The sequence below is a fragment of the Rhodoferax ferrireducens genome (assembly GCF_031458075.1).
Taxonomy (GTDB): domain Bacteria; phylum Pseudomonadota; class Gammaproteobacteria; order Burkholderiales; family Burkholderiaceae_C; genus Rhodoferax_B; species Rhodoferax_B ferrireducens_A.
The window spans coordinates 1,418,750-1,430,975 of record NZ_JAVDXT010000001.1 but is presented as its reverse complement, the minus strand read 5'-3'; the positions used below and the strand labels follow the sequence as shown (position 1 = coordinate 1,430,975).

At 64.6% G+C, this 12,226-nt stretch carries 5 protein-coding genes; 1 reads left to right on the top strand and 4 read right to left on the bottom strand.

Going from position 1 to position 12,226, the window contains the following annotated elements:
* Positions 1-5 precede the first annotated feature (5 nt).
* From J2X19_RS06675 to J2X19_RS06660, 4 genes are all read right to left on the bottom strand, one after another.
* Positions 6-3,221: a bifunctional diguanylate cyclase/phosphodiesterase gene (locus J2X19_RS06675; protein WP_310371753.1), complete on the bottom strand. Its 3,216-nt coding sequence runs from the start codon at positions 3,219-3,221 to the stop codon at positions 6-8.
* 99 nt (positions 3,222-3,320) lie between these two features.
* The gene (locus tag J2X19_RS06670; RefSeq protein ID WP_116608693.1) at positions 3,321-4,280 is read right to left on the bottom strand and encodes an alpha-E domain-containing protein; all 960 of its coding nucleotides are present in this window, start codon (positions 4,278-4,280) and stop codon (positions 3,321-3,323) included.
* A 24-nt stretch (positions 4,281-4,304) separates the two neighbouring features.
* Complete coding sequence (locus tag J2X19_RS06665; RefSeq protein WP_116608724.1) at positions 4,305-5,822, bottom strand: circularly permuted type 2 ATP-grasp protein; 1,518 nt, start codon at positions 5,820-5,822, stop codon at positions 4,305-4,307.
* A gap of 148 nt (positions 5,823-5,970) precedes the next feature.
* Positions 5,971-8,421 (bottom strand): DNA internalization-related competence protein ComEC/Rec2, encoded by a 2,451-nt coding sequence (locus tag J2X19_RS06660; protein WP_310371751.1) that lies wholly within the window; start codon positions 8,419-8,421, stop codon positions 5,971-5,973.
* A 118-nt stretch (positions 8,422-8,539) separates the two neighbouring features.
* On the opposite strand from J2X19_RS06660, the gene J2X19_RS06655 reads away from it, so the two are divergent.
* On the top strand, positions 8,540-12,121 hold the full coding sequence (locus J2X19_RS06655; protein ID WP_310371749.1) for a transglutaminase family protein: 3,582 nt from the start codon (positions 8,540-8,542) through the stop codon (positions 12,119-12,121).
* The last annotated feature ends 105 nt before the right edge of the window (positions 12,122-12,226 follow it).

Sequence of the window (12,226 nt, the reverse complement as noted above, 5' to 3'; positions counted from 1 at the left end):
GCCCTTCACACCGGATAGCTACGCCGCCGTTCGGGCTGCTGCTTGCGTTCCTGCAGCCAGTGCTCGAACGCAACAGCAGCCATCGGGCGGGCAAAGTAATAGCCTTGCAATTCATCGCAGGCCAGGCCTTTGAGTTGGGCCGCTACCTGCTCTAGCTCAACCCCTTCCGCCACCACCTGCAGGCCCAGCGTATGGCCGAGCGCAATGATGGCGCGGATGATGGCCAAGTCGGTCGGGTCGGCCAGCATGTCGCGCACAAACGACTGGTCGATCTTGAGCTTGTCAATCGCAAACCGTTTCAAGTAAGCCAAGCTGGAATAGCCGGTACCAAAGTCGTCGATGGACAGCTGCACGCCCAGGGCCTTCAAAGCCGCCAGCTGCTCTTCGGCCAGGCTGGTGTTATCCATCAGCACGGATTCGGTGATTTCGATCTCCAGCGCCTCAGGTGGTATGCCGTGCGCCTGCAGGCAGTCGCGCACCTGGGCCACCAGCCCAGTATCGGCCAACTGCACGGCCGACAGATTGACCGACACCCCCAGGTAGTCCAGACCCTGGGCATGCCATTGCGCCAGCTGCCCGCAGGCCTGCTGTAGCACCCAGGCGCCCATAGGGCGGATCAGCCCCGTTTCCTCGGCCACCGGAATAAAACGCGCTGGCGGCACCGCCCCCAGTTCCGGGTTGTCCCAGCGCATCAAGGCCTCCACCCCCACCACTTCCAGCGACACCGCGTTCACCTTGGGCTGAAAATGCAGGCTGAACTCGCCCAGCGCCATGGCCTGGCGCAGATGCTGCTCCAACGCCAAGCGCTGCTGGGCAATCTGCTCCATTTCCGGCGCATAAAAGCGCGCCATGTCGCGCCCGGCGTTCTTGGCCACATACATGGCCGCATCGGCGCGCCGCATCAGTTGGTCCAGATCAACACCATCGTCCGGGTACAACGCCACCCCCACGCTGCAGGACACCTGCAGCTCATGCCCATCGACATGGTGGGCCTGGCGGATCAGCGGAATCAGGCGCCGTTCCACCATGTGCTGGACCTCTTCGCGCTCTTCAACGCCGCGCAGTATCACCAGGTATTCGTCACCACCGAGCCGGCTCACGGTATCGTCGGTGCGCACTGCGCTGGTCAGGCGGGTCGCCACCGAGCGCAGTACGCCGTCGCCAATATGGTGGCCCAGGGTATCGTTGATGTTCTTGAAGCGGTCCAGGTCGATGAACAGCACGGCCACGCGCTCACCACTGCGCTCGGCCAGCTCAATCGCGGCCTCCAGCCGCAGCATGCACAAAGCGCGATTCGGCAGTTCGGTCAGCACATCATGCTGGGCCAGGAACTGCACCCGTGCCTCGGTGCGCTTGCGGTCGCTAATGTCAACCGAAATACCGATGTACTGCGACACCGTGCCCGAACGCGAACCATCGCGCACCGCCGAAATCATCAGCCATGCCGGATAGGTTTCACCAGACCGCTTGCGAAAGCTCACCTCCCCTTGCCAGGCATCGCGCTCCTGCGACAGCGTATTCAGGCGCTGGCCCAAGGTCGCGGCGTGCGGCCCATCCAGCAGCACATTCAAATGCTCGCCTATGACTTCGTAAAAATCGTAGGAGGTGCTGCGGCAGAACGCCCGGTTTACGCTGAGGATTTTCTGCTGCGCGTCCATGATGATGATGCTCTCGCTGGATGCCTCGAACACCTTGGCCCATAGCTCCAGGCGCCGCTCCATCACCTTGAGCACATTGATCGGGGTAAACGCAGTCAATACTGCGTCCTGCCCCTGGAACTGCAGCCTGCGGGCAGACAGCACGGCCCAGGACGGTTCGGCGCCTCCCAGCCAACGCACCTCGAACTCATCCACCGCACCCCGGTCGGATAAATGCTGGAAGAAGCGCGCACGCACCCCAGGCTCCAGCCCGGCCCGCCAGGGATCGCGCGTCAACCCGCCCAACCAAGGCTGGGCCGGTGCATTGGCGTGCAGCACATGGTGGTCGGGCACCGACGTCACCACCAGCGCAATCGGAATCGCCTCCACCAGCGCCTGCTGGGCCTGCGCCGCGCGGGTGCGCGCGGCCGCCTCCTGCTCGGCCAGGCGCTGCTGGTCCAGCTGGGCCAGCATGCCATTGAAGGCGGTGACCAACTGGCCGATCTCGTCGCGGCTATGCCAGACCGCCCGTTGCGTGTGGTCGCCGGTCTGGCGCACGGTGTCGGCCACCCGTGCCAGGTTTTTCAGCGGGCGCGATATCTGCCGCGCCACCGCATACACCAGGCTCAAGATGCAGGTCAGCAGCAGCAAGGCCGTGCCCAGATGCAGCCACATGCGGGTGAACAGCAGATCGACACGCTCGTGCAGCAAGCGCTCCAGGTCGGTGGCGGTGCGTTCCCAGGCATCGGTCAGCGCGACCAAGGACGCGGCATAGTGCACACGCAGCTGCTCCAAGTTCTGCGGGTTCACATCGCCATCGGCCAGCTGCTGCACTGCAGCCAGAAACTCAACCAAGCGCGCTTCCAGCAGCTTGCGCCCCGGCTCCAGCGCGGCCCGCTGCACCGGGGAGCCGGCCGCAAACGCCTGGTTGTAATCGGAGCGTATGCCCAGGGCTACCGCATCCAGTCGGCCGGCCAGAATCAGCAGCTCGGTGCGCCGGTCCGCCACCCCACTGGGTACCTCGGTCGCCGATGCGGGCTTGGGCAAGATGCGTACCGTGTCGTTCAAGACTTCCAGCAGCTCGGGAAAGCGCAGCACTACCAGCGACATCGCGTAGTAGCTGTCCAGGTCGGGGTCGAGAATCAGGTTCGACTGGTTGCCCACCGTGGTGAGCAGCTCGCGGGCCTGGCGCACCATCAGCTTCAAGGCGTTCTGGCGCTCGGCCTCGCCGATATGGGTGGCAATCCGCCAGGAGGCGACAAAGGCCTGGCTGGCCTCGGCCGTCTTCAGGTCTTCGTCATGGGCCTCGCGCAAGGGTTGCAGCTGCTTGAGCACCGCGTCCGTATCCAGTGCCGCGGCCGGTATCGACGGCAAAAACGGCACCATCAGCACGTCGCGCACCGCCACGCTGTACGAGGCGCCGACAATTTCCTTGCGGGTGAAATCGATGGACTGGAATTTCTCGTGGATCAGGATGCTCGACACGTAGATCACCGCCGTCAGATCCAGCAGGTAGATCAGCGTGAGCTTGCGGCCCACGCTCAAACGGCCCAGCCAACGGGTGAAATAACGGGTCAACGCCACCGCCGGCACATAGGCTCGCCTCGGGCCTCCTGGGCAGACCAAGCCAACAGAACATCAGGCCGCAGGCAGCGCGGCATCCCCACACCGTGGCCAACCATCTCAGGCGGTCACTGGCACCAGAAATTCACGGCTGATATGGGCACCCAGCTCATTCACGCGGTCCAGGAACTGCGTCAGGAAAGCATGCAAACCGGTGGCCAGAATTTCATCGATGCGGGCAAACTGCAGGTCGGCGCGCAGCTTGCCGGCACGGCGCAGGGTCTCGCTGTGCGGATCGCTGGACACCAGCGACAGATTGCTCAGCACCTCGTTCAGGCTGCCGTGCAGCGAACGCGGCATGTCAGCGCGCAGTATCAGCAGCTCGGCCACGCGCTCGGGTTTGATCACATCGCGGTAGACCTTGCGGTAGACCTCGAAGCCCGAGACGCTGCGCAGAATCGCGCTCCAGTGGTAGAAGTCGTATTCCTGGTCCTTCTCGCTGGCAGCACCGAAGAAATCGCTTTGCACTGCATGGAACTTCACATCCACCAGGCGCGCCGTGTTGTCGGCCCGCTCCAGGAAGGTGCCCAGGCGGGTGAAGTGGAAAGCCTCATCCTGCAGCATGGTGCCCAGCGTCACACCGCGCGACAGATGCGAGCGGAACTTGACCCACTCGAAAAACTGCGCCGGGTCGGCCTCGAAATCACCCGCCTTGAGCATGCGGTTCACATCCAGCCAGGTGGTGTTCAGCGTTTCCCAGACCTCGGTGGTCAGGGTGCCGCGCACCGCACGGGCGTTCTCGCGCGCCGCCCGCAGGCAGGAAATGATGGAAGACGGATTCTCTTCGTCCTTGACCATGAACTCCATCACCGCCTTGGAGGTGATTTCGCCATGCTTGGCCATGTAGGGCTGCAGCAGTTCGCTGATGGACAGCAGACCTTGCAAGCCCACCTGGGCGACGGCGGCCGACTGGGGCAAGAGTGCGGTTTGGTAGTTGATGTCCAACATCCGGGCCGTGTTCTCGGCGCGTTCGGTGTAGCGGGACATCCAGAAAAGATGGTCGGCGGTGCGTGACAGCATGTGCGTATTCCTGTGGTCTGTTGTCTACGATTGGGACTGGATTTGCGTCTCTGGCGGAATGACGGGAACCGTCGCAGGCACTGCGTCGTCTTCCAGAATCCAGGTGTCCTTGGTGCCGCCGCCTTGCGATGAGTTGACCACCAACGAACCTTCTTTCAGCGCCACGCGGGTCAGGCCGCCGGGCACGGTTTGCACGGTCTTGGCCGACAGCACGTAGGGGCGCAGGTCGATATGGCGCGGCGCGATACCGCTCTCCACAAAGGTGGGGCAGCTCGACAGGCTGAGGGTCGGCTGGGCAATGTAGCCGCTGGGATTCGCCAGCAGGGCCGCGCGGAACTCTTCGATCTCGGCCTTGGTGGAGGCCGGGCCGACCAGCATGCCGTAGCCACCGGCGCCGTGCACTTCCTTGACCACCAAGTCTTTCAGATTGGCCAGGGTGTAGGCCAGATCATCCTTGTTGCGGCACATATAGGTCGGCACATTGTTCAGGATCGGCTTTTCGCCGAGGTAGAACTCGATCATCTTCGGCACGTAGGGGTAGATCGACTTGTCGTCGGCCACGCCGGTGCCCACGCCGTTGCAGATGGTCACGTTGCCTGCGGTGTAGGCGGCCATCAGGCCGTCGCAGCCCAGGGTGGAGGTGGGGCGGAACACCTGCGGATCGAGGAAGTCGTCGTCGACGCGCCGGTAGATCACGTCCACGCGCTTGGGGCCGCGGGTGGTGCGCATGTAGCAAAAGTTGTCTTTGACAAACAGGTCCTGGCCTTCGACCAGCTCGACACCCATTTGCTGCGCCAGGAACGCATGCTCGAAGTAGGCGCTGTTGTACATGCCAGGCGTCAGCACCACCACCGTCGGGTCGGACGTCGCTGCCGGGGCCGAAGCGCGCAGGGTTTCCAGCAGCAGATCGGGGTAATGCGCGATTGGCGCCACGCGGTGGCGGTTGAACAGATCTGGGAACAGCCGCATCATCATCTTGCGGTCTTCCAGCATGTAGCTCACGCCGCTGGGCACGCGCAGATTGTCTTCCAGCACGTAGTATTCACCGTTGCCCTGGGCATCGGGGGCACGCACGATGTCGACGCCGGAGATGTGCGAATAGATGTTGTTGGGCACATCCACGCCCATCATCTCGGGGCGGAACTGGGCGTTGTTGATGACCTGCTCACGCGGGATCAGGCCAGCCTTCAAAATTTCCTGGTCGTGGTAGACGTCGTGGATGAAACGGTTCAGCGCGGTGACGCGTTGCACCAGGCCTTTTTCCATGCTGCCCCACTCGTGGGCCGGGATGATGCGGGGGATCAGATCGAAGGGAATCAGTCGCTCGGTACCCGAGCCGTCTTCGTCCTTGGCGCCGTACACCGCGAAGGTGATGCCGACGCGGCGGAAGATCATTTCGGCTTCTTCGCGCCGCTTGGCCATCATGTCACCCGGCTGCTTGGCCAGCCAGGCATCGTAGATCTTGTAATGGTCCCGGATCTGCTTGCCCTCAGAGAAAAACTCATACGGCAGCGCCGTGTACATCTCGTCAAATTTTTGCATAAAAAAATCCATCTCCTGATAACAAAGCATAGCAAGTTGCGCGCCAGGTTGGTGCAAAAACCAGCGATCTGTGGAGGGTTCCGGCAATCCACGCCGTCCCGTTCATGGCTTCCACGGCACCCATCGTAGCGCTGTTTTCAGGGCCGATTCACAAAGGCCGGTGCTGCCAGTAATGCGGCGCCGCCAGCCGCTCGCAGCGCACCGCCTCGGGGGCCGCCGACGACCAGGTCGCCGCCCCGCAATGGCTGCTGTCGATCAGCTGGATGCCCCGCTCCTGGTAGCGCGCCAGCACCGGCGGTGCGGGGTGGCCGAAGCGATTGCGGTAACCGGCCTGTACCAGCGCAATCCGCGGCTGCACTGCGTCCAAAAAAGCCGGGCTGCTAGAGGTCTTGCTGCCATGGTGCGGCACCAATAGAACATCGGCCCGCAGTGCGGAGGCATCGGCCAGCAGCCGGGCCTCTTGCGGCTGTTCGATGTCGGCCACCAGCAAGGCGGTCTGTGTGCCATTGCTGACGCGCAGCACGCAGCTCAGCGCGTTCGGCTTGGTGGCCGTGTCGTAGTCGCCAACCTGCGGGTGCAGCAGCTCGAAATGCACGCCATCCCAGTCCCAGGCCTGGCCGGTCACACAGCGCCGGGCCGGGCGCTGCGCTTGCAGTACATGGCCGGCCTCTATCGAGCTCAGCAATTCGGCTTGCGGCTGCATCGCCAGCACCGAAGCCGCACCGCCGCTGTGGTCGCTGTCGCGGTGGCTGACCAACACGGTATCCACCGACGCATCCAGCGCCCGCAATAGCGGCACCAGCACGCGCTGGCCGGCATCGCTGTCCAGACCAAAGCGCGGCCCGGTGTCATATACCAGTGCATGCTGGGCGGTGCGCACCAGCACGGCATTGCCCTGGCCGATGTCGGCGGCTAGCAGTTCGAACTGGCCGTTGGCCGGACGCGGCGTTTGCCACAGCAGTACCGGCAGCAACAAGGGCAAGCCCAAGACGCGCATCCCCCAGGGCAGGCGCAATACCAGCAACACCGCACCCAGTACGCCGGCCACGCCCATCCAGATTGCGGAAGCCGCTACGGAAACAGTAGCAAATGGCATTTGCACCAGCACCTGCAGCACCCAGCCCATGGCATCCACCGCCAGCGCCGCGCCCTGCCACAGCGGCGGCAACAGCACGCCCAGCATGGCCAGCGGCGTGACCACCAGCGTGACCCAGGGGATCGCCAGCAAATTGGCCAGCAGCCCCACCACCGATACCTGCTGGAACAACAGCAGGCTCAGTGGCGCCAAGGCCAGGGTGATGGTCCACTGCTCCCGCAACATCAAACCAAATCGGGCTCTGGCGCTTATATGGTCTGCATGGGCAGCTCTTTTATCTGTAGCAAACAGCACACCGACCGCGACAAAGCTCAGCCAGAATCCGGCCTGCAGCAATGCCCAGGGGTCGATGGCCAGCACCACCGCGCAGGCCAGCAGCCAGACCGAGGGCCAGGGCCATTGCCGGCCGCTGAGCCGCAGCAAGCCCACCGTCGCCAGCATCCATACCGTGCGCTGCGACGGCACGCCCCAGCCGCTGAACACCGCATAGGTGCTGGCCAGCAGCACCCCGCCCAGCAGCGCCACCTGCGGCACCGGCCAGAGCAGGCCCGCCCGCCAGCCCAATACATCGCTGCGCCGCCACAGCCAGCCCACCAGCCCGGCCGCCAACCAGGCAAACATGGTCACGTGCAACCCAGAGATGCTGACGAGATGGGCCACGCCTGCCGCGCGGAACAACTCCCAGTCGGCGCGTTCGATGGCCCCCTGGTCTCCCACCACCAGCGCTGCCAGCACCCCGGCCAAGCGCCGGTCTGCCACCTGCTGGTAGATCGCGTCGCGCACCGCCTGGCGGGCCTGCTCCACCAGGTGCTGCCAGGTGCGCGCCAAGCGCTGCGGTGCGGCGTCCTTGGGGCCGGCACGCACATAGCCGGTGGCCTGCACGCCCTGCTCCCAGAGCCAGAGTTCAAAGTCGAAGCCATGCGGATTGCGGCCACCGTGCGGAGCCTTCAGGCGCACCGTCATCTGCCAGCGCTCGCCGGCGCGCAGTGCCTCGGGCAGGCGCTGCAGCTCCAGCAGCTGGGCACTGCCACCCCAGCCCGAAGCCAGCACGCCGCCGTACCAGGCCAGGTCGATACGCGGCGGAACCACCACCGCCACACCGTCGACCTGTGCCGACTCGACCTGCAAGCGAAACCGCAGGCCCGTGTCGCTGGGTTGTGGCATGGCCGCGACAAGCCCGACCACGGCCACGTCGCGCCCTTCCAGTTCCGGCGCCAGCGCGGTCTGCAAAAAATAGCCGGCGCGCAGGCCGCAAGATCCCCAGGCCAGCAGCAAACCGCAGAGCAAAGCCGACAACCAGCGCCTGCGCCGCCATCGCAATGCTACTTTTTTAATAGCTACCAGCGCAATCAGAATAAGCGCCAGCAGCAAACAGCCTATATAAACCCAGGGCGACCACAAGGCCGGCTGCACGACCTGCAGCGCGGTGCCCAGCAGCCAGCCCAACAAACCAGGGGCTAGCCAGGCAACACGTTTGATCTCCGAGGGCCAGAGGTTTTGCATCAAGTTATGTCCAAGTCGCCACAGCTTATTCACGTTTCATGGCTCAGGACTTGCTAGTATGCGTGCAGGCCCTGGCGTTGCTAGGACATCTTTTTCGAAGCTTCCAAGAGACACCTACATGTCCATCCATGCCGCACTGAACCACGTTACGCACTACAAGTACGACCGACCGGTCAACCTCGGCCCCCAAGTCATTCGACTCCGTCCCGCACCGCACTGCCGCAGCAATGTCATCTCTTACTCGCTGAAGATCGAGCCCGCCAACCATTTCGTGAACTGGCAGCAAGACCCGTTCGCCAACTACCAGGCCCGCCTGGTGTTTCCCGAGAAGACTACCGAATTCAAGGTCACTGTCGACCTGGTGGTCGAAATGGCGGTCTACAACCCCTTCGACTACTTCCTCGAGCCCGAGGCCCAGCACTTCCCCTTCAAGTACAAAGACGGCCTGAAGGAAGAACTCTCGCCCTACCTGGTCACCGAGCCGGCCACGCCGCTGGTCCAGGCCTACCTCGACAAGCTGAACCTGGACAAGCAGCCCACCAACGACTTCCTGGTGGCCATCAACCAGCAGATCCAGCACGACATCAAGTACCTGATCCGCATGGAGCCCGGCGTGCAGACGCCCGAAGAAACGCTAGAGAAGGCCAGCGGCTCCTGCCGCGATTCCGGTTGGCTGCTGGTACAGCTGCTGCGCCACTGCGGCCTGGCCGCGCGCTTCGTCTCCGGCTACCTGATCCAGCTGACCCCCGACGTCAAAGCGCTCGACGGCCCCAGCGGCACCACCGTTGACTTCACCGACCTGCACGCCTGGTGCGAAGTGTTTCTGCCCGGTGCCGGCTGGGTTGGCCTGGATGCGACCTCGGGCCTGTTCGCCGGTGAAGGCCACATCCCCCTGGCCTGCACGCCCCAGCCCTCCAGCGCCGCGCCGATTGAAGGTGGCGTGGACAAGGCCGAGGTCGAGTTCGAGCACCACATGCAGGTCACGCGCCTGTACGAATCGCCGCGCGTCACCAAGCCCTATACCGACGAGCAATGGGCCGACATCCAGGTGCTGGGCCACAAGGTGGACGACGAGCTGGTGGCCGGCGACGTGCGCCTGACCATGGGCGGCGAGCCCACTTTTGTGGCGGTGAACGACCGCGATGCCGCCGAATGGAACACCGACGCCCTCGGCCCCACGAAGCGCGGCTTTGCCACCGAGCTGGTGCAAAAGCTGCGCGACCAGTACGGCCAAGGCGGCTTTCTGCACTTCGGCCAGGGCAAGTGGTACCCCGGCGAGCAGCTGCCGCGCTGGGCACTCAATATTTTCTGGCGCGCCGACGGCCAGCCCGTGTGGCGCAACCCCAAGCTGTTTGCCGACGAACGCCAGCCCTCCAACTACACCAGCGAAGACGCACGCCGCTTCACCGAACGCCTGGCGCAAAACCTGGGCCTGAAAACCGACTACATCCTGCCCGGCCATGAGGACGTCTGGTACTACCTGTGGCGCGAGCGCCGCCTGCCGGTGAACGTCGATCCGTTCGACTCCAAGCTCGGCGACGAAATGGAACGCGCCCGCCTGCGCCGCGTCTTCGAACAAAAGCTGGATGCGGTGGTTGGCTATGTGCTGCCGGTCAAGCCCGCCGACGGCCCGCGCCTGGCCGGCCCGGTGTGGACCACCGGCCCCTGGTTCCTGCGCGACGAGCGCATGTACCTGATGCCTGGCGACTCGCCCATGGGCTTGCGCCTGCCGCTGGACTCGCTGCCCTGGGTCAGCGAAGCCGACTACCCCTACATGATCGAGCAAGACCCGTCCATCCCCCGCGACGGCCTGCCCGAATCCTCGTCCATGTACGCCCGCTACGCGAACCGCGCGGCGGCACGCGCTGCCGGCTTCACAAGCAGTGCCACCGCCGTGGGCGGCCCGGTACGCCCGGGCAAGGACGCCATTCCAACGCTGACCGAGCGCGCCAACCTGCCCTACCAGGCGGGCGTCAACCCACAGCCCGAAGCCTTGCGCCAACGCCAGGACGGCGCCGCCCGCTCCATCGGCGACACCCCGCCGCTGGCCAGCGCCCATTCGCCGCTACAAACCGAGCCGGCCAGCTTCACCCGCGCCCCGGCGCGCAACGAGTCGGCCTACTGGGTGGGCCGCACCGCGCTGTGCGTGGAAGTGCGCGACCCGCGCCGCGCCAGCGGCCCCAAGGCCGAGGCCATAGGCACCAAGTCCGGCGTGCTGTACATCTTCATGCCGCCGCTGGAGCTGCTGGAAGACTACCTGGAGCTGCTGGCGGCAATCGAAAACACCGCAGAGCAACTGGGTGTCAAGCTGGTCATCGAAGGCTATCCGCCACCGCGCGACCCGCGCCTGAAGCTGCTGGCCGTGACCCCCGATCCCGGCGTCATCGAAGTCAATGTGCACCCCGTCACCACCTGGGGCGAGCTGGTGGACAACACCGAGTTCCTGTACAACGCCGCCTTCGAGTCGCGCCTGAGCGCCGAGAAGTTCATGACCGACGGCCGCCACATCGGCACCGGCGGTGGCAACCATTTCGTGATGGGCGGTGCCACGCCTTCGGAAAGCCCGTTCCTGCGCAAGCCCGAGCTGCTGACCAGCCTACTGGTCTACTGGCACAACCACCCGTCCCTGAGCTATCTGTTCAGCGGCATGTTCGTCGGCCCGACCAGCCAGTCGCCGCGCGTGGACGAGGCCCGCAACGACCAGCTGTACGAGCTGGAAATCGCCGTCGAGCAAGTCGCCAAGAACCGCGAGAAATACGGCCAGGACATGCCGCCGTGGATAGTCGACCGCACGCTGCGCAACATCCTGATCGATGCCACCGGCAACACCCACCGCAGCGAGTTCTCCATCGACAAGATGTACTCGCCCGACAGCGCCACCGGCCGCCTGGGCCTGCTGGAGTTCCGTGCGTTCGAGATGCCGCCGCACGCCCGCATGAGCATTGCCCAGCAGTTGCTGTTGCGCGCCCTGGTGGCCCGCTTCTGGAAGACCCCGTACCAGGCGCCCGCGACCCGTTGGGGCACCGAGCTGCACGACCGCTTCATGCTGCCGACCTTCATCGAGATGGATTTCAACGACGTCATCGCCGAGATGAACATGGCCGGCTACGCGTTCGACAAGAGCTGGTTTGCGCCGCACCTGGAGTTCCGCTTCCCGCTGGTCGGCGATGTAAAAACCCATGGCATGGAGCTGACGCTGCGCAACGCGCTGGAACCCTGGCATGTGCTGGGCGAGGAAAGCACCTCCAGCGGCACGGCCCGCTATGTGGACTCGTCGCTGGAACGCATGGAAGTCCGCGTCACCGGCTTCAACCAGAGCCGCTACGTGGTCACCTGCAATGGCCGGGCAATCCCGCTGCAGCCCACCGGCACCACCGGCGAGTTTGTGGCCGGCGTGCGTTACCGCGCCTGGAACCCGCCATCGGCGCTGCACCCGACCATCGGCATCCATGCGCCGCTGACCTTCGACATCGTCGATACCTGGATGAAGCACTCGGTCGGTGGTTGCCAGTATTTCGTCACCCATCCGGGTGGTCTGAGCTACGACACCTTCCCGGTGAATGCCTACACGGCCGAAAGCCGGCGCCTGTCGCGCTTCAGCCGTATGGGCCATACGCCGGGCGTAATGAGCGTGCCGCCGGCGACCATCAATGTGCCGGGCAGCCGGGAGTTTCCGTTCACCCTCGACTTGCGGCGGTGAGCCGCCTGCCGCCCACCCGGCGGCCTGCATCTGGAGAGGGAGAAGCGGTATTTGTACGCGCCGGGTTGTCCATATCTGATGTGACAATCGGGTGAATCGTGGAAA

What these genes read in the sequence shown, in the direction of transcription:
- J2X19_RS06670 (WP_116608693.1), bottom strand. Translation starts at nt 4,280, where the DNA reads ATGCTGTCACGCACCGCCGACCATCTTTTCTGGATGTCCCGCTACACC.
- J2X19_RS06665 (WP_116608724.1), bottom strand. Translation starts at nt 5,822, where the DNA reads ATGCAAAAATTTGACGAGATGTACACGGCGCTGCCGTATGAGTTTTTC.
- J2X19_RS06660 (WP_310371751.1), bottom strand. Translation starts at nt 8,421, where the DNA reads ATGCAAAACCTCTGGCCCTCGGAGATCAAACGTGTTGCCTGGCTAGCC.
- J2X19_RS06655 (WP_310371749.1), top strand. Translation starts at nt 8,540, where the DNA reads ATGTCCATCCATGCCGCACTGAACCACGTTACGCACTACAAGTACGAC.